Source organism: Pseudarthrobacter sp. NPDC058119 (genome assembly GCF_042884655.1).
Classification (GTDB): Bacteria; Actinomycetota; Actinomycetes; order Actinomycetales; family Micrococcaceae; genus Arthrobacter.
The window spans coordinates 188326-206776 of the sequence record NZ_JBHVTN010000008.1; the positions used below are offsets into that span (position 1 = coordinate 188326).

Consider the following 18451-nt stretch of genomic DNA (forward strand, 5'->3'; position numbering starts at 1 on the left):
TTCCAGCGGGTAAACTCGGACGGGATCGTTCCAGCAACGATCATATTGAACTTCCCACTGTTTTCCCGCAGAAAGGCGTGCTGTGCTGCGCACACATGACCTCGGATCCCTTCGTTCCGAGCACATTGGACAAACCGTAACCCTGGCCGGCTGGGTGGGCCGCCGTCGTGATCACGGTGGTGTGGCATTCGTTGACCTGCGCGACGCTTCCGGCGTGGCCCAGGTGGTGGTCCGCGAGGAGGAAGTGTTCCACGGACTGCGCAACGAGTACGTCCTGCAGGTCAAGGGCACCGTGTCCAAGCGCCCCGAGGGCAACGAGAACCCCGCGCTGGCCACCGGCGAGATCGAGGTCATCGCCGAGGCCGTCACCATCCTCAACACCTCCGACCCCCTGCCGTTCCAAATCGACGAACACGTGGAGGTCGGTGAGGAAGCCCGCCTCAAGCACCGTTACCTCGACCTGCGCCGCCCGGGCCCCAGCCGCAACCTGCGCCTCCGCTCGGAGGCCAACCGCGTCGCCCGCGACCTGCTCCACCAGGAAGGCTTCGTGGAGATCGAGACGCCCACGCTGACGCGTTCGACGCCGGAGGGCGCCCGTGACTTCCTGGTTCCGGCACGCCTGGCCCCGGGTTCCTGGTACGCCCTTCCGCAGTCCCCGCAGCTTTTCAAGCAGCTGCTGCAGGTGGGCGGGTTCGAAAAGTACTACCAGATTGCGCGCTGCTACCGCGACGAGGATTTCCGCGCGGACCGGCAGCCGGAATTCACCCAGCTGGACATCGAGGCCAGCTTCGTTGACCAGGACGACATCATCAGGATCGGCGAAAACATCGTCAAGGCGGTGTGGCAGCTCATCGGAGTGGAGATTCCCACGCCCATCCAGCGCATCACCTACGCGGACGCCATGGCACGGTATGGCTCCGACAAGCCGGACCTCCGCTTTGGGCTGGAGCTGACCGAGCTCACCGAATTCTTCAAGGACACCAACTTTGGCGTGTTCAAGGCACCCTACGTGGGCGCCGTCGTCATGCCCGGCGGCGCATCGCAGGCGCGCCGCGCCCTGGACGCGTGGCAGGAATGGGCCAAGCAGCGCGGTGCCAAGGGCCTCGCCTACGTCCTCTACAAGGAAGACGGCGAACTCGCCGGCCCCGTGGCAAAGAACCTCACCGAGATCGAACGCGCGGGACTCGCCGACGCCGTCGGCGCCAAGCCCGGCGACTGCATCTTCTTCGCCGCCGGCGAGAAGACCCCGTCGCGTGCCCTGCTGGGTGCCGCCCGCGTGGAAATCGGCCACCGCACCGGCCTGATCGATCCCACCGACTGGGCTTTCTGCTGGGTGGTGGACGCGCCCATGTTCGAACCGGCCGCTGCTGCCGTGGCCTCCGGTGACGTTGCCGTCGGCGGAGGCCAGTGGACTGCTGTGCACCACGCCTTCACCTCGCCCAAGCCGGAATTCCTCGACACGTTCGACAAGGATCCCGAGTCGGCGCTCTCCTACGCCTACGACATCGTCTGCAACGGCAACGAAATCGGCGGCGGCTCCATCCGTATCCATCAGCGCGACGTGCAGGAGCGCGTCTTCGAACTGATGGGCCTGGACAAGGAGGACGCCCAGACCAAGTTCGGGTTCCTGCTGGAGGGCTTCAAGTACGGCGCGCCTCCGCACGGCGGCATCGCCTTCGGCTGGGACCGCGTCGTGTCGCTGCTGGCAGGCGTCGACTCCATCCGCGACGTCATCGCCTTCCCGAAGTCCGGTGGCGGGCACGACCCCCTCACGGAGGCCCCGGCCCCCATCACGCCGCAGCAGCGCAAGGAAGCCGGCGTGGACTATAAGCCCGAGGCCAAAAAACCGGAAGTGAAGAAGCCCGAAGACCAGCAGTAGTCAACGGCAGCACGCATTGGAGGTTCCCCGGTCCGCCCGGGGAACCTCCTGCCGTTAAGGAAGGAACAGCCCCGTGACCACACCGAGCCCGGCCGAACCCGCACCCTGGGGCCTTGAAGCCGCCATGGACGCAGCATGGCCGGCTCCGGACCGCCATGATGCCGGCAGCTGGACCCTTCGGGCGGCTGCGGGCGTCACCCAGCGGGCCAACTCCATCTGGCCGCGCCCGGCACCGGACGGCGGTGAAGCGGGCAGCGACGACCTTCCGGACCTGCTCAGGGAGGCCAGGGCCTGGTACCGCAGCCGCCGCCTGCCGGTCATCTTCCAGGTCTTCGACACCCCCGCAGCGTCCGCGCTTCACCAACTGCTGGATGCAAAAGGCTTTACGCGCCAGTCCGAGACCCTGGTCATGACCCGCAACGCCCGTCATGTCCGGCCACAGTCAGGGGAAGCGCCGGAGGTGGAACTTTCCACGGAGCCGTCAGGGGAGTGGCTGCGGGTCTGGTGGGAGGTGGACGGCCGCGGCGGGGAAGACTCCCTGGCCGTCGCCGAAACAATCCTTAAGGGCTGTCCCTCCGTGTACGCCCTGGTGCGGGACCGTGATGGCAGGGCCTCCGCCGTCGGGCGCCTTGCCCTCCCGGACGGCAGTGGCCAGGGCGGCCTGTATTGCATGGCGACACTTCCGGACTCGCGCCGCCAGGGCCTCGCGGCTGCCATCCTGCAGGCCCTGCTCCACGCCGGCAAGGAGCGCGGCGTTCACGGCTTCTGGCTGTTGGTCACGGCAGCGAACCGCGGCGCGCAGGGGCTCTATGCGAAAGCCGGCTTCCGCGAAGCCGGCCGCTACCTGTACCGGCAGGAGCGTCCCCTGCGCGCGCGTACCGGCTGCTGACAACCAACGACGGCAGGCTAATCCGCCGGATCCGTTACGGTGACCCGCACCGAACAGGCATCAGCCGCGGCCTTCCTCAACACGGTCGCCTTGGGCTCCACGACGTCGAGGTAGGCGAGGCGCGGCAGCCGCGCGTAATCACGCAGGGCGGGGTCCTGGAGTACCAGCTCCGCCAGGGCCCGGTCGCCGCCGGGCACCACATACTCGAAGGCGGCTGAACGGAACACCTCCGCCGCCTGCTGCGCGACCGCCCCCACCAGGGCATCCGCCTGGTTGGAACGGCGGCGGGCGAACCGCTGCTGGGACTGGCCGCCCGCCGCCGTGCGGGACTGGACGCACCGGGTCCCGGCCTTGGACGCGAGCAGCATGCCTTCGCTTGCCACCCCGATGCCGTAGCCGCCCCGCCGCACCAGCAGCAGCCCGAGCCGGCGCGGCTGCGAGGCCAGTGCAGCCAGGCGCTCCAGCGGGCCGGCGCCGCGTCCGGGACGCCCGTCAACCGGCCACGGCGCCTGCAGGAGCGCCTCCGCGCCGTCGGCCGCCACGAGGAGCAGGCCATCGTCGCCGTCCTGAAGCCGGTAGCCACCGTGGGAGGCACCGAAGCGTTCCGCCCAGCCGGCCAGCCGTGGGCCGGAGACGAATGCTGTCCGGACGGAAGACCGGGCGCCGGAGTGGCCTGGGGAGGACATGGCGGTTCCTTGGGTTTGGGGAGGGGAAAAGTAGGTGCTGGACTGGAAGTAGCCTATCTATGTGGATGATCTCTTCGGGAACGGGCCAGAAAACGACGACGACGACCGTCCCGCCGCGAGGGAAAGCGCCGGTTCCCGCGGCAAGGGTTCGCCGCGCAGCCCGCTGGCCGTGCGCATGCGGCCCCGCACCCTGGACGAGGTGGTGGGCCAGCAGCACCTGCTTGGCCAGGGGTCGCCGCTGCGCCAGCTGGCGGCGGGGGCCGGTGCGGACGCTGCCGGCCCCGCTGGACCAAGTTCCCTGATCCTGTGGGGCCCGCCGGGTACCGGCAAGACCACCCTGGCGCACGTCATCGCCCGCGGTCCCGGCCGCAAATTCGTGGAACTTTCCGCCATCACCGCAGGCGTCAAGGATGTCCGCCGCGTCATGGACGACGCCCTGACGGCCCGGGACCTGTACAAGACCACAACAGTGCTGTTCCTGGACGAGATCCACCGCTTCAACAAGGCACAGCAGGACGCCCTGCTGCCCGGCGTCGAAAACCGGTGGGTGGTCCTGGTGGCTGCCACCACGGAAAACCCGTCCTTCTCCGTGGTCTCGCCGCTGCTCTCCCGCTCCCTGCTCCTGACGCTCAAGCCCCTGACGGACGCGGACATCGAGGGCCTGCTGGTCCGGGCCGTGGAGGACCCGCGCGGGCTGGGCGGCAAGGTCCGACTCAGTGACGAAGCTCTGGAACACCTGGTCCGGCTTTCCGGCGGCGACGCACGCCGGGCGCTTACCGCCTTGGAAGCCGCGGCGGGCGTCGCGTTCGGTGACGCGGACGACGTCGAACGTTCCGCGGGGGAGGAAGGCGCACCTTCCGCGGCTGACGCTGAAGAGCCGGTCACCGTGGAGCTGCGCCACACCGAGCGCGCCCTGGACGCGGCCGCCGTCCGCTACGACCGCGCCGGCGACCAGCACTACGACGTAGCCAGCGCCTTCATCAAGTCCATCAGGGGATCCGACGTGGACGCGGCCCTGCACTACCTCGCCCGGATGCTCGAGGCGGGGGAGGACCCCCGGTTCGTGGCCCGGCGGATCGTCATCTCCGCGGCCGAGGACGTGGGTATGGCAGACCCGACGGCGCTGCAGACCGCCGTCGCAGCAGCACAGGCGGTGCAGCTCATTGGCATGCCCGAGGGGCGGATCATCCTGGCCGAAGCTGTGGTCCACCTCGCCACCGCACCCAAGTCGAACGCCGCCTACATGGGCATCAACAAAGCCATCGCAGATGTGCGGGCCGGCCTCGGCGTCGGAATTCCCGCCCACCTGCGCGATGCCCACTACCCGGGCTCCAAGCAGCTGGGCCACGGTGTCGGCTACAAGTACGCCCACGACGCACCGCACGCAGTGGCCACCCAGCAGTACCCGCCGAACGACCTCGTGGGCCGCGACTACTACCAGCCCACCGGCAACGGTGCCGAACGGGACATCGCCCAGCGGCTGGAGCGCCTGCGGAGGATTGTCCGGGGCACGTGAGGGCGTGGTAAGCTGAATCTTTGTCTGGCAAGGCGCGGACGCACAATCTCCCCAATTAAGGTTGGCAAGGTTATGCCCTGTGCCCAGTAGCAAAAGGCAGCGGTTGGCCGATGCTCTCCATCGTGGAGGCCAGTAACACTGACACACCGCAGATATTGGAAGGACACAAGTGGCTAACAACACTCGTGCTCGCCGTCAGGCCCGCCTCTCGCGGTCCCTCGGCATTGCTCTGACCCCCAAGGCCGCCAAGTACATGGAGCGCCGCCCGTACGGCCCCGGTGAGCATGGCCGTGCCCGCAAGAAGCAGGACTCCGACTACGCCGTACGTCTGCGCGAAAAGCAGCGCCTGCGCGCCCAGTACGGCATCCGCGAAGCACAGATGACCCGTGCCTTCGAAGAAGCCCGCCGCACCAAGGGCCTGACCGGTGAGAACCTCATCGAACTGCTCGAAATGCGCCTCGACGCCCTGGTCCTGCGTGCCGGCTTCGCCCGCACCATCGCCCAGGCCCGCCAGCTGGTTGTGCACCGCCACATCATGGTTGACGGCGTCCGCGTCGACCGTCCGTCGTTCCGCGTCGGCGAGGGCCAGCTGGTCCACGTCCACAGCCGCAGCGAAACCATGGTTCCGCTCCAGGTTGCCGCAGCCGGCGCCCACCGCGACGTCCTGCCTGCCGTTCCGGCCTACCTGGACGTCAAGCTGGAAGCCCTGCAGGCCCGCCTGGTCCGCCGCCCCAAGCGCTCCGAAATCCCGGTGACCTGCGAAGAGCAGCTCGTCGTCGAATTCTACGCACGCTAAATCCCAGCAGCGTACCCAAAGAAGCCCGTGGCAAGCGCCGCGGGCTTCTTTGTATGTAAGGTACTTGGGGGACATCTGCGCGGCGCTCCTTGCGGGCGCAGGCAGGATGGAACCCAACCACGGAATTTCGAGGAGATGAACGTCTATGTCTGGTGGCGATATTGCCGGCCTGATCGCTGCCGGGGTGTTCGCGCTCCTGGTCCTGCTGCTTGCGGTCCCCATCCTGAAGCTCGGAAAAGTCTTCGATGAGGTGCGGACCACCATCAAGTCCCTGAGCGACGGCGCCACGCCCCTGATGGACGAGGTCACGGCCACCGTCTCCACCACCAACCAGCAGCTGAAGAAGGTGGATGGCATCTCGTCGAACGTCTCGGATGCCTCGGCGAACATCTCCGCGCTGTCCTCGCTGGTTGCCGCAACGGTCGGCTCCCCGCTGATCAAGGTTGCCGCCTTCAGCTACGGCGTCCGCAGCGCCTTCGCCAACCGACGGAAGCCCGCCGCCGGGCGCCGCAGCCGCTAGAGCCGAAAAGAAGAGTCATGAAAAGAATTGTCTGGATGGGAATCGGCGTGGCCATCGGCGTCATTGCCTTCCGAAAAGTGAGCCAGGCGCAGGCCAGCCTGGGGCCGGAAGGCCTCAACCGCTCGGTGGGGCGGCTGGCCGACGGAGTCTACGACTTCGCCGACGCCGTCCGCGCAGGTATGCGGGAACGGGAAACCGACCTGAGGTCCGCCCTGGGCATCGAGTCCGCTGAAGTGGCCCGCCGCTAGGCCCGGCAGGGCATATCACTGTCAGCCAGCCAACAACCGGCAGGATCCCGTACCCGGGGTCAGGCCACCTGAACGAAATACCCGTGCCACCCCCCGGCACGGACCAAGAAGGGTAAGAAAACAGCTCATGAAGTCGCAGGAGATCACAAAGCGCTGGGTGGACTTTTTTGTCAGCAAGGGCCACACCGCGGTTCCCTCCGCATCGCTGGTCTCCAGCGACCCCTCGCTGCTGTTCACGGTGGCCGGCATGGTCCCGTTCATTCCCTACCTCACCGCCCGCGAGGAAGCACCTTACTCCCGCGCCACCAGCGTCCAGAAATGCATCCGCACCGGCGACATCGAGGAAGTGGGCAAGACCGCCCGGCACGGCACCTTCTTCCAGATGTGCGGCAACTTCTCGTTTGGCGACTACTTCAAGGAAGACGCCATCAAGTTCGCCTGGGAGCTGCTCACCACAAGCGTTGACGACGGCGGCTACGGCCTTCCGCCCGAGAAGCTGTGGGTAACGGTCTACGAGGAGGACGACGAAGCCGAGGAACTGTGGCTGAAGAACACCGGCGTCCCCGCCGAACGCATCCAGCGCATGGGCAAGTCGGACAACTACTGGTCAACGGGCCAGCCCGGCCCGGCGGGACCCTGCTCCGAGATCTACTACGACCGCGGACCGGCCTACGGCATCGAAGGCGGACCGCTGGCTGACGAAACCCGCTACATCGAGATCTGGAACCTCGTGTTCATGCAATACCAGATTGAAAACGTCCGCTCCAAGGTCGACTTCGACATCGTCGGTGAGCTGCCGAAGAAGAACATCGACACCGGCCTGGGCATGGAACGCCTCGCAATGATCCTGCAGGGCGTCGAGAACATGTACGAGACCGACCAGGTCCGTCCCGTGATCGACAAGGCCGCGGAACTTTCCGGCAAGGAGTACACCTCCGCGGAAACCGAGGACGATCCGCACCACACCGACGACGTCCGCATGCGCGTGGTGGCAGACCACGTCCGCTCGGCCCTCATGCTGATCTCCGACGGCGTCACGCCGTCCAACGAAGGACGTGGCTACGTCCTGCGCCGCCTCATCCGCCGCGCCGTGCGTTCCATGCGGCTCCTCGGCGTCGAACAGGCCTGCCTGCCCGAGCTGCTGCCCGCTTCACGCGACGCCATGAAGGGCGTCTACCCCGTGGTGGAGACCGATTTCGACCGGATCAGCCGCATCGCCTACGCCGAAGAGAAGGCCTTCCTGCGCACCATCGCCTCCGGTACCGCCCGGCTCGAGGACGCGGTCAAGGAGTCGAAGGCGGCCAACAAGCCGCTTTCCGGCGAGGATGCCTTCACCCTGCACGACACCTACGGTTTCCCGATCGACCTCACCCTTGAGATGGCCGAAGAGGCCGGCCTGAAGGTCGATGAGGCCGCGTTCCGCAGCCTCATGCAGGAACAGCGCCAGCGCGCCCAGGCCGACGCCAAGGGCAAGAAGGGCGGCCACGCCGACGTCAGCGTCTTCCAGGAAATACTGGGCCAGGGCGAGACCGTGTTCACGGGCTACACCGAACTCGAAGGCGAATCCCGCGTCCGCGGGCTGCTCAGCGCAGGCCGGCAGGTCCAGCAGGCGTCCACCGGTGACGAAATCGAACTCGTGCTTGCCGAGACGCCGTTCTACGCCGAGGCCGGCGGCCAGGCCGCCGACACGGGCCTGATCACCGGTGACGGCTTCGTCGTCGAGGTCCTCGACGTCCAGCGCCCCGTGAAGGGCCTGAGCGTGCACAAGGCGATTGTCCGCGAAGGTGAAATCGGCGCCGACTCCCTGGTCCGCGCCGCCGTCGACCGTGAACGCCGCCATGCCGCCGAGCAGGCGCACACCGGCACGCACATCGTGCACGCCGCCCTGCACCAGATCCTTGGCCCGGAAGCCACCCAGCGCGGCTCCTTCAACAAGGCCGGCTACCTGCGCTTCGACTTTGCCTGGGGCGAGGGGCTGAGCACGGCCACCCGCTCCGAAATCGAAGAGGTGTCCAACCTCGCCATCCGCAACAACTACGCGGTGGAAACGAAGATCATGGGGCTGGCCGAGGCCAAGGCCATGGGCGCCATGGCGCTCTTCGGCGAAAACTACGGCAGCGAAGTGCGCGTGGTGGAGATCGACGGCGCGTGGTCGCGCGAGCTGTGCGGTGGCACCCACGTCGCCAACACCTCGCTGATCGGCAGCCTGTCCCTGCTCGGTGAACAGTCTGTAGGGTCAGGCAACCGCCGGGTGGAGGCCTTCGTGGGTATGGAAGCCTTCCGCCACCTGGCCGCCGAACGCGCCCTGGTGACCGAGCTGACCGACCTGCTCAAGGTCCCATCCGGCCAGCTCGCCGACAGGATTTCCGCAACCTTGGCCAAGCTCAAGGCCACGGAGAAGGAATTGGACCGGCTCCGCAAGGAACAGCTTGCTGCCTCCGCCGCGCAACTGGTCAACACCGCCAAGGACGCCGGGGGAGTCCAGGTTCTGGCACACGATGCAGGCCCGGTCAGCGGCGCGGACGACATCCGCGGCCTGGCCCTGGACCTCCGCAACCGCCTGGGGTCCGGTGCGGCAGCTGTGGCCGTCGCCGGCGTCGCCAATGACCGTCCCCTGATCCTGGTGGCCACCAACGAGGCAGCCAGGGAGGCCGGCGTGAAGGCCGGTGCCCTGGTCCGGGTCGCCGCGGGTGTCCTCGGCGGTGGCGGCGGTGGCAAGGATGACGTTGCCCAGGGCGGCGGAACCGATGCCGGAAAGGTCGGCGCTGCCCTGGCAGCCGTCGTCGACGCCATTTCCAGGCGATAACCCAACCATGACCAGTGCTGTTGCTGCCGGCGGCTACCCCCAGGGCGTGAAGCTGGGGGTCGACGTCGGCACCGTCCGCGTAGGGGTGGCCATCTGCGACCGCGATTCGATCCTGGCCACGCCCTACAAGACCCTTGACCGGAACGCCAGGAAGAATTCGGACGTCCGCGTCATCGCCAAGCTCGCGGAGGAACTTGGAGCCGTACAGGTCATCGTCGGTCTGCCCAGGACCATGAAGGGCGAGGAACACGCCTCCGCGAGGATGGCGGCCGACTATGCACTGCTGTTGGCAACCGAGCTTGCCGGCCGCGGCCTGGCGGTCCCGGTCAACCTCGTGGACGAGCGCCTCAGCAGTGTCTCGGCCCACCGGAACCTGCACGAAGCTGGCATGAGCAGCAGGGACCACCGTAAAGTAGTGGATCAGGTCGCGGCGGCGGGTATCCTCCAGCACGCCATCGACATGCAGAAAGCCAGGGGAGCGGATGTCGGCTCACGCGTGACAGCGCCATCCCCGTCCGTGGACCTGGGGGCCGGTGGGGCGGACCAGTCCGTCCGCGCCAACCCCGCGGACACGAACCAATCTTCAGATAATGGAAGGCAACAGTGAGCCCTGCCAACATTGACGACACCTCCGGTCCGCTGGACCCCGGGGCCGGGAGGCCACTGACCCGCAAGGAACTGCGGGCCCGGGAGAAGAGCCTCAACACCGGAGGCCACGACGCTGTGCCCGAGCAGGCCTACGAAACCGGTGACGTCCCGCCGCCACCGGCAGCACCTCCTGCCGCCGCTGCAGCCGCACCCACCTTTGCCCCGCATCCCGGTACCGGGGATGTCCCGGCAGCACCACAAACACCACCGTCCATCCAGGACGGCCAGAACGTGGACGGCACTTCGGACGATGCGGCCGCCGCTGACGCTGCCCACCAGGAGGAAGAGGGGCACGACGACGCGCCGGTCCACGCGCCGGAAGCGGCGCACCACGACGACGTCCCGCACCACCTGGACGAGGTCCACTTTGGCGAGGCACACCACGACGACGTTCCGCACCACGTGGACGAGGTCCACTATGGCGAGGCACACCACGACGACGTCCTGCACCAGGACGTCCACCTCCACCACGGGGAGGACGTGCACGGCCATGACGGGTATGAGGCGACGGATTACCACCACGAGCCGGCACACACCGACCCCGTGGCCGGGATCCTCCCGGCGACGTCCGCCGATGTGGTGAAGCGGCCGTCCAAGAAGGTCCGGCGCCGCCGCAGGCTGCTGGCGCTGTTCCTGACCCTTGCTGTCTTCGTGACGGCGGTAGCCGTGGGCGCCCAGTTCCTCAAACCCCTGCTGGGGGACGGCAAGCCATCTGACTTTCCCGGTCCCGGAACGGGAGAGGTCCACGTGACCGTTGCCAGCGGCGAAGGGACGCGCTCTGTGGCCACCGAACTGGAAAACCAGCGCGTCGTGGCCAACGCGGACACTTTCATGCAGGCGTTCCATGCCTCAGGGGCAACGTTGTCGCCGGGCGACTACGTCTTCAAGAACGAAATGAAGAACGCGGACGCCGTCAATGTCCTGGTAGGCAAGGACAAGACCAAGGTCATCTACTTTGCCCTGAGCGCCGGCCTGCGGATCAGCGAGTCCCTGCAAGCGATCTCCGAGGGCTCCGGTGTGTCCATGCAGCAACTGCAGGCGCTCAGCAACGCGCCGGCCCAGTTCGGCCTGCCCGCCAACGCCAAGAACCTTGAAGGCTACCTGGCTCCCGGCGAGTACCGCTTCCCCCTGGGCACCCCTGCCAAGGACATCCTGCAGGCCCTGGTGAAGGCCACCACTGACGAGCTGGTATCGCAGGGAATCACCGATCCGGCGAAGCAGTACGAGGCCGTCATCGTGGCAAGCATCGTCCAGGCCGAAGGCGGCCAGGCCGACTACGGCGACGTGGCCGGTGCCATCTACAACCGGCTTAAGCCCAACGACCAGACCGGCGGGTTCCTGCAGGTTGACTCGGCCGTCACGTACGGCCTGGGCACCCGGAGCTTCAACTTCACCGATGAGCAGCGGAAGGACAAGTCCAACCCGTACAACACCTATGCCAACCCGGGCCTGCCGCCCGGGCCCATCGGCTCACCGGGCAAGACCGCCATCGACGCTGCCGCCCGGCCCAAGGCCAACGACTACCTGTACTGGGTGACCGTGAACCTGGACACCAAGGAGACCAAGTTCGCCAAGACGCTGGCCGAACACAACACCTACGTTGAGCAGTACAACGCGTGGTGCCAGGCCAACGCGGGCCGCTGCACATGAGCCTGCGGGCTGCCGTCCTTGGCCACCCGATCAGCCACTCGAAGTCCCCGGCGCTGCACCTCTCTGCCTACGCGCAGCTCGGGGCGGGCATCAGTTACACGGCCATCGACGTCACGGAGGCGCTGCTGCCGTCCTTCATGCGCCAGATCCGGGACCAGCCGGGCTGGCGGGGCCTCTCGGTGACCATGCCGTTGAAGACGGCCATGCTGCGTGAGGTGGACGAGGTACGGGGGGTGGCAGGGACCCTCGGCGTGGTGAACACGGTCACGTTCGAGGAATCGGCGGGCAGCGTGAAGACCGTGGGCTCGAATACGGATGTCACAGGCATCGTCAACGCCCTGCGCCACGCCGGCACCAAGGCGGCGCCGTCGGCCGTGATCCTTGGCGGCGGCGGAACAGCGGCATCCGCCATCGCTGCCCTGAAGGAACTGGGCACCGGGACCGTGAAGGTCTTCGTCCGCGATGCGTCGCGGACGGCAGATGTCCGCTCCGCCGCCGACAGCCTGGGCGTGGACCTCGCAATCCTTCCCCTGTCCGCGGCCGCCCGCCCGACTGCGGACGCCGACGTCGTCATTTCCACCCTGCCGCCCCGCGCGGCAGACGGACTCGCCGCGGAAATTGCGGCGTTGAAGACTCCGACGCCCGGCGTCCTGCTGGACGTTGCCTACGATCCGTGGCCCAGCCTGGTTGCCTCCGTGTGGCAGTCCGGCGGGGGTGCCGTAGTGCCCGGCCTGGAGATGCTGCTGTACCAGGCCGTGGAACAGGTGCGGCTCTTCTCCCGGCGCGGGGAAGACGTTAATGCAGCTGTCATAGATGTGATGTGTGACGCAGTCGGCCTTGCCCGGCGGGCGTTGTGACCGCCCTACGTGGCAGGATGGAAATTATGCGTTGGTTGACTGCCGGTGAATCCCATGGCCCGGCTCTGATGGGAATTATTGAAGGCGTCCCCGCCGGTGTCGAAATCACCGGTGGCCACATCGCAGACTCCCTGGCCCGCCGCCGGCTTGGCTACGGGCGCGGGGCACGGATGAAGTTCGAGCAGGATGTGGTGACCATCCTCGGCGGTGTGCGGCACGGCCTGACCCAGGGCGGTCCCGTCGCCATCCAGGTGGCGAACACCGAGTGGCCGAAGTGGGAGCAGATCATGTCCGCCGACCCGGTGGAACCCGAACTTCTCGCCGACCAGGCGCGCAATGCGCCCCTGACCCGGCCGCGCCCGGGGCATGCCGACTTCACCGGCATGCAGAAATACGGCTTCGACGAGGCCCGCCCAGTGCTGGAGCGCGCCAGCGCGAGGGAAACTGCCACCCGCGTGGCGTTGGGGACCGTGGCGGCCCAGTTCCTCAAGCACCTCGGCATTGAGCTTGTCAGCCACACGGTGTCCATCGCCAGCGTGACGGTGCCCGAAGGCCGTCCGCTCCCGGTGCCCGGTGACGTCATCGCCCTGGACACAGACCCCCTGCGCTGCTTCGACCGCGAAACGTCGGACGCCATGGTGGCCGAAGTGGATGCCGCGCACAAGGAAGGCGAAACCCTGGGCGGCGTGGTGGAGGTTCTGGCCTACGGGCTCCCGCCCGGACTGGGCAGCTACGTGCACTGGGACCGCCGGCTCGACGCCAGGCTGGCCGCTGCACTCATGGGCATCCAGGCCATCAAGGGGGTTGAGGTCGGCGACGGCTTCCTCACGGCTGCACGCCGTGGCTCCGCCGCCCACGACGAAATCGTCCGGGACAGCGACGGCCGGATTGTCCGCGCCAGCAACCGCGCCGGCGGCATCGAAGGCGGCATGAGCATCGGCGATGTCCTCCGGGTCCGCGCGGCCATGAAGCCCATCGCCACCGTTCCGCGCGCCCTGCGGACCATCGACGTCAGCACCGGCGAGCCGGCCAAGGCACACCACCAGCGCTCGGATGTCTGCGCAGTTCCGGCTGCCGGCGTGGTGGCCGAGGCCATGGTGGCCCTGGTCCTCGCCGAAGCAGTCATCGAAAAGTTCGGCGGTGACTCCGTGGCGGAAACCGCACGCAACATCAAGGGCTACCTGGACAGCATCCCGGCATCCCTGGACTCGATCGGCCAGTAGTGCTCCACCGCAGCAGTCCCGCACCTCTCGGCGACCGGCCGGTAGTGCTCATCGGCCCGATGGCGGTGGGCAAATCGGCCATCGGACAGCAGCTCGCCCAGCAGGTGGGCGCGCGGTTCATCGACACGGACGCCGTGATCGTTGCCGGCCACGGGTCCATCGCCGACATCTTCGCCGGACGCGGCGAGCACGCCTTCCGGGAGATTGAGGCCAGGACCGTTGCCGACGCCGTGGAGGAAGCCGAAGCCACGCCCACGATCATCTCACTGGGCGGTGGGGCGGTACTCGATTCTGGGACGCAGCAACTGATCAGCCGCTGCACCGTGGTGTACCTGGAATGCGACGCCGACACCGTGGCGGACCGGATTGCCCGGAACTCCGGCAGACCCCTCCTTGCCGGTGACGCCATGGGCCGCTGGACGGCAATGTTCGCCACCCGCAGGCCGGTCTACGAGAGGCTGGCCGACATCACCCTGGACGTCCGCCACGGCTCAATACCTGAGCTCGGCGGCCGGCTGGAAGCAGCACTGCGGAACCACGCAGCTGCCAAACAGGAAGTTGAAAAGTGAACACGCAATCAACAGTCATCAACGTCACCGGCGAAGGTGCCGGCAACAACTACGGCGTCGTCGTCGGGCGCGGCCTGCTTGGTGACCTTCCCGGGCTGCTCGGGGAGCGCGTCCGGCGGGTCCTGGTGATCCACCCCCGTGCCCTTCGCCTCACCGGAGACACCGTCCGGGACGAACTCGCCGCCGCTGGTTTCACCTCCCTCACCGCCGAAATCCCGGACGCGGAAGAAGGCAAGCACATCCAGGTGGCCGCTTTCTGCTGGCAGGTCCTTGGCCAGAATGATTTCACCCGCTCCGATGCCATTGTTGCCGTGGGCGGGGGAGCGGTGACCGATCTTGCCGGCTTCGTCGCCGCCACCTGGCTGCGCGGGGTCAAGGTCATCCACATGCCCACCAGCCTTCTCGGCATGGTGGACGCGTCCGTGGGCGGCAAGACCGGCATCAACACCGCCGAGGGCAAGAACCTGGTGGGCGCCTTCCACCCGCCCGCAGCCGTCCTTGCAGACCTGGACACCCTGGACACGCTGCCGAAGAACGAAATCATTTCCGGCCTGGCTGAGGTCATCAAATGCGGGTTCATTGCTGATCCTGCCATCCTCGACCTGGTCGAAAAGGACCCCGCCGCGGTGGTGGACCCCCGCTCCGAAGCACTCCGCGAACTCATCGAACGGGCCATCGCAGTCAAGGCGAAAGTGGTCTCCGAGGACCTCAAGGAATCCGGCCTGCGGGAAATCCTGAACTACGGCCACACCCTCGGCCACGCCATCGAACTGGTGGAACGCTACTCCTGGCGGCACGGCGCTGCCGTGTCCGTCGGCATGATGTTCGCCGCGGAACTCGCCCGCAGCGTCGGCCGGCTCAGCGATGCCGACGCCGACCGGCACCGGAGCATTCTCGACGGGCTGGGGCTTCCGGTCACCTACCGGCGGGACCGGTGGCAGGGCCTGCTCGACGGCATGCGCCGCGACAAGAAATCCCGGGGGGACCTGCTGCGCTTCGTCGTCCTGGACGGCATCGCCAAGCCCGGAATCCTCGACGTCCCGGACACGTCGCTGCTGTTTGCCGCCTACCAGGAAATTGCCTCCTGATGCAGGGCGACATGAGCGGTACCGCTGATTGGCCCGAGGCCGGGTTCCCCGGGATCAGGATCAACCCGGACACCCTGCGCCCGCAGATCATCAACGAGGACGCAGTCAGGGAAGCCCTGGCCGCTTCCACCGACCCTGCCGACCCGATCTTCGTGCTGCTGGTGGAGGGCCACGCCTCGGACGCCGCCGAACTGCTGGCGGAAGCCCGGTTCAAGGACCCGGAATCATTCCGGCTGCGCCTTTTCGAAGCCGAAGTGCTGAGCGTCTCGCACCGGATGGACCGCGCCATCGAACTGTTCCGCCAACTCGTGGCAGAGGTTCACGGGACACCCCGCGAAGCGCCCGCACTGCAATACCTGGGACGCACGCAGTACGCGGCGGGACAGACCTCCGCCGCCGTTGAGTCCTTCTCCAAGGCCCTGGACCTCCGAGTGGCGCAGTCGGCGGATGCGGCCCAGATCTACTCCTCCACCGTGGCCCTGCAGCGGGCCCGGGACGTCCTTGACCTGGCCTGCTGAGCCCTCTCCTGGAGCCCCGGAAAGGCTGCCCGGTATTTACCGGTAGAATGGTTGTGGAATTTTTGCATCCACGCGATTTTTGACAAACACGTGCAGGCGGGCCGTTGTGGCGTGCCCGCCCGGTATACAGCATCTGACCACGCGGCCAGACAAAGAAACCAGAGGAAACCAGTGGCAACCACTAACGACATTAAGAACGGAACTGTCCTGAAGCTTGAGGGCCAGCTCTGGAACGTCATCGAATTCCAGCACGTCAAGCCCGGCAAGGGTGGCGCCTTTGTGCGGACCAAGATGCGCAACGTGATGTCCGGCAAGGTTGTTGACAAGACGTTCAACGCCGGCCTGAAGATCGAAACGGCCACCGTGGACCGCCGTGACTACCAGTACCTGTACCAGGACGGTGCGGACTTCGTGTTCATGGACACCTCCGACTATGACCAGATCACCGTCTCCGGCGCCACCGTTGGCGACGCCACCAACTTCATGCTCGAAAACCAGATGGTCAACATTGCCATCCACGACGGCAACCCCCTCTACATCGAACTGCCGCCGAGCGTCGTCCTCGAAATCACCTACACGGAGCCGGGCCTGCAGGGCGACCGCTCCTCCGCAGGCACTAAGCCCGCCACCCTGGAGACCGGCTACGAAATCCAGGTCCCGCTCTTCATCGAGAACAACACCAAGGTCAAGGTGGACACCCGCGATGGCAGCTACCTGGGCCGGGTTTCTGAGTAGTGAGCGCCCGCGGTAAAGCCCGCAGCAGGGCACTGGATGTTCTTTTCGAAGCGGAGCAGCGCTCTGTTTCGGCGTTCGACGTGCTCCGCGCACGCCGGGAAAAGACCGACCAGGTGGTCAACCCCTACACCCTGGAAATCGTGGAAGGCGTCGTCTCCCAGCAGGCGGCGATCGACGAGTTCCTGGAGACGTACTCGCAGGGCTGGACCCTGGAGCGGATGCCTTCGGTGGACCGCATCATCCTGCGCATCGGCACCTGGGAGCTCCTTTACAACGACGACGTCCCTGACGGAGTCGCGGTCAGCGAAGCAGTTGCGCTGGCCAAGACGCTGTCCACCGACGAGTCTCCGCAGTTCATCAACGGCCTGCTGGGCCGGCTGCAGCAGCTGAAGCCTTCGCTGCTCGCCTGACCCGCGCAGGACAACACGCCGTCAACGCAGAAGGCCCCGCCACCGGCGGGGCCTTCTGCGTTTCCTGCCGGCCGTCAGGCGGCAACCGCCGCGCGCAGGGACAGGATGTGCTGGAGTTGCTGCCTTTCCTCAGCCTGGTGCAGCGGTACGTCGCGGCCGCTGAGGATACGCTGCCGGGTGTTGGCCAGCTGGGTGGCAGCCTTCAGGAATTGCTTCATCTGCCGCTTCCGCCCCGACCTTGCCGCCCATGCCACGGCTGTCCGCCGGCCACCCACCGTAGCCAGCAACTCGACTTCGGCCGGGGTAAACCAGCCTGCGGCCGAGTACTCCAGCAGGCGCTGGCGGGTCAGCCGTTTCTCGGCCACCCGCAGGAAGATGATGCCGCCCACCGCGAGCAGGAAGATGGGTACCTGGACCACAATGTAGTCCAGCAGGAAGCCCTGCCCCATGCTGTTCCACCTGTTGTGCAGGAACATGGCGGGCAGCAGTCCCACGAAGAATGCACCGATTGACGCCCCGGTATGCCAGCGCCGGGCGGCGAAACCCATCACAAGGCCCGTGGTGCCGGTGAAGATCGCATGGGCGAACGGGGACATGACGCCGCGGAGGAAGAAGACCTGGGCGAGGCCGCCCGCGGGGGACGGGGACTCTGCAATGGCACGGCCGAAGTAGAGGATGTTTTCGGTGAACGCGAATCCGCCGGCGATGGTGAAGGCAAACACCACGCCGTCCACGGGGCCGTCGAATTGCCGGCGCGCCGCCAGGAGGAGGATCAACAACCCCAGGGATTTGGCGAATTCCTCCACGATGGGCGCCTGTACCGTTGCCATATAGGTCCGCAGGTCCGGTTCGTCGGTGAATTGGAACGCGAAGACGAAGAACGGCTGGATCAACAGCGTCACGGCAACGGACACCGCCGCGCCCCAGGTGAAAGCGAAAAACAGCAGCCGCTTGGGCTCCGGCTCCCACCTGTCGATGATGTGGACGGCGGCCAGGACCACGGCCAGGGGGACCAGCGACGCCAGGAAACCGATCAGGAAGCCTGCGGCGCCGGTGTTGGACAGCAGGAACGGCACCACCAGGAACAGGCTAAGGAAAGCCAGTATGCCGCCGGCAACCGAGAGGCCCACCAGCCCGCCGCGGGTCCGCGGCGCCTGCAGCGCCGTTGCCCGCGCAGGCGCCATCACGGCCAGCGGCTGGCCCTGGTGGCCCGGGGCCAGCCGGTAGTGCTCGGGTTGCACGTGGCCCATCCAGCTGGGATTGGCCTGCTGGGGCAGGGGGCCGGGGGTACCGCGGTAGGGATCGTCGGGAAGCCCGGAAGGGGGTTGCTGCGGGTACATCGCCATATCCGACAGCCTAGGCGCGGACCTCCGTGCCACAAAGGGCCCCCGCCCCGGGCCCGGGAATGTGATC

The 18451-nt window shown here is 67.2% G+C and carries 18 protein-coding genes; 16 read left to right on the top strand and 2 right to left on the bottom strand.

Features of this window, described 5'->3' with window-relative positions; translation table 11 throughout:
* Positions 1-82 precede the first annotated feature (82 nt).
* Together aspS and ACFVTD_RS17340 are read left to right on the top strand one after the other, a co-directional pair.
* Entirely contained in the window at positions 83-1879 is a 1797-nt protein-coding gene (aspS, locus tag ACFVTD_RS17335; protein ID WP_387565245.1) for an aspartate--tRNA ligase, read from the top strand.
* Between the two features lie 124 nt (positions 1880-2003).
* Positions 2004-2768, top strand: a complete 765-nt coding sequence (locus ACFVTD_RS17340; protein ID WP_387565426.1) for a GNAT family N-acetyltransferase — start codon at positions 2004-2006, stop codon at positions 2766-2768.
* A gap of 17 nt (positions 2769-2785) precedes the next feature.
* On the opposite strand, the gene ACFVTD_RS17345 is transcribed toward ACFVTD_RS17340, so the two are convergent.
* Positions 2786-3454, bottom strand: a complete 669-nt coding sequence (locus ACFVTD_RS17345) for an acVLRF1 family peptidyl-tRNA hydrolase (protein ID WP_387565247.1) — start codon at positions 3452-3454, stop codon at positions 2786-2788.
* Positions 3455-3515: 61 nt separating this feature from the next.
* Here ACFVTD_RS17345 and ACFVTD_RS17350 point away from each other — a divergent pair, with 61 nt between their 5' ends.
* The 14 genes from ACFVTD_RS17350 (at position 3516) to nusB (ending at position 17038) form a co-directional block, all read left to right on the top strand.
* Complete coding sequence (locus tag ACFVTD_RS17350; RefSeq protein WP_387565249.1) at positions 3516-4970, top strand: replication-associated recombination protein A; 1455 nt, start codon at positions 3516-3518, stop codon at positions 4968-4970.
* Between the two features lie 169 nt (positions 4971-5139).
* The gene (gene rpsD, locus ACFVTD_RS17355; protein ID WP_009357431.1) at positions 5140-5766 is read left to right on the top strand and encodes a 30S ribosomal protein S4; all 627 of its coding nucleotides are present in this window, start codon (positions 5140-5142) and stop codon (positions 5764-5766) included.
* Between the two features lie 145 nt (positions 5767-5911).
* Positions 5912-6286: a DUF948 domain-containing protein gene (locus ACFVTD_RS17360; protein WP_387565251.1), complete on the top strand. Its 375-nt coding sequence runs from the start codon at positions 5912-5914 to the stop codon at positions 6284-6286.
* A gap of 17 nt (positions 6287-6303) precedes the next feature.
* Entirely contained in the window at positions 6304-6534 is a 231-nt protein-coding gene (locus ACFVTD_RS17365) for a DUF6167 family protein (RefSeq protein WP_387565253.1), read from the top strand.
* 127 nt (positions 6535-6661) lie between these two features.
* A complete protein-coding gene (gene alaS, locus ACFVTD_RS17370) occupies positions 6662-9340 on the top strand; it encodes an alanine--tRNA ligase (protein WP_387565255.1) in 2679 nt (892 codons plus the stop codon).
* Between the two features lie 7 nt (positions 9341-9347).
* On the top strand, positions 9348-9947 hold the full coding sequence (gene ruvX, locus ACFVTD_RS17375; protein WP_387565257.1) for a Holliday junction resolvase RuvX: 600 nt from the start codon (positions 9348-9350) through the stop codon (positions 9945-9947).
* Positions 9944-11638: an endolytic transglycosylase MltG gene (gene mltG, locus ACFVTD_RS17380; protein ID WP_387565259.1), complete on the top strand. Its 1695-nt coding sequence runs from the start codon at positions 9944-9946 to the stop codon at positions 11636-11638. Before ruvX ends, mltG begins: the two co-directional genes overlap by 4 nt.
* Positions 11635-12495, top strand: a complete 861-nt coding sequence (locus ACFVTD_RS17385; RefSeq protein ID WP_387565261.1) for a shikimate dehydrogenase — start codon at positions 11635-11637, stop codon at positions 12493-12495. Before mltG ends, ACFVTD_RS17385 begins: the two co-directional genes overlap by 4 nt.
* A gap of 23 nt (positions 12496-12518) precedes the next feature.
* On the top strand, positions 12519-13718 hold the full coding sequence (gene aroC, locus ACFVTD_RS17390; RefSeq protein ID WP_387565428.1) for a chorismate synthase: 1200 nt from the start codon (positions 12519-12521) through the stop codon (positions 13716-13718).
* The gene (locus tag ACFVTD_RS17395) at positions 13718-14287 is read left to right on the top strand and encodes a shikimate kinase (RefSeq protein ID WP_387565263.1); all 570 of its coding nucleotides are present in this window, start codon (positions 13718-13720) and stop codon (positions 14285-14287) included. The genes aroC and ACFVTD_RS17395 overlap by 1 nt, the downstream gene beginning before the upstream one ends.
* Positions 14284-15375, top strand: a complete 1092-nt coding sequence (aroB, locus tag ACFVTD_RS17400) for a 3-dehydroquinate synthase (protein WP_387565265.1) — start codon at positions 14284-14286, stop codon at positions 15373-15375. The genes ACFVTD_RS17395 and aroB overlap by 4 nt, the downstream gene beginning before the upstream one ends.
* Positions 15375-15893, top strand: coding sequence for a tetratricopeptide repeat protein (locus ACFVTD_RS17405; protein WP_307356425.1), 519 nt, complete (start codon positions 15375-15377; stop codon positions 15891-15893). The genes aroB and ACFVTD_RS17405 overlap by 1 nt, the downstream gene beginning before the upstream one ends.
* 171 nt (positions 15894-16064) lie before the next feature.
* Positions 16065-16628 (top strand): elongation factor P, encoded by a 564-nt coding sequence (gene efp / locus ACFVTD_RS17410; protein WP_141160347.1) that lies wholly within the window; start codon positions 16065-16067, stop codon positions 16626-16628.
* Positions 16628-17038 (top strand): transcription antitermination factor NusB, encoded by a 411-nt coding sequence (gene nusB, locus ACFVTD_RS17415; RefSeq protein ID WP_141160348.1) that lies wholly within the window; start codon positions 16628-16630, stop codon positions 17036-17038. The genes efp and nusB overlap by 1 nt, the downstream gene beginning before the upstream one ends.
* 74 nt (positions 17039-17112) lie before the next feature.
* Here nusB and ACFVTD_RS17420 read toward each other — a convergent pair whose 3' ends face one another.
* Positions 17113-18384: a PrsW family intramembrane metalloprotease gene (locus tag ACFVTD_RS17420; protein WP_387565267.1), complete on the bottom strand. Its 1272-nt coding sequence runs from the start codon at positions 18382-18384 to the stop codon at positions 17113-17115.
* Positions 18385-18451: the final 67 nt, after the last annotated feature.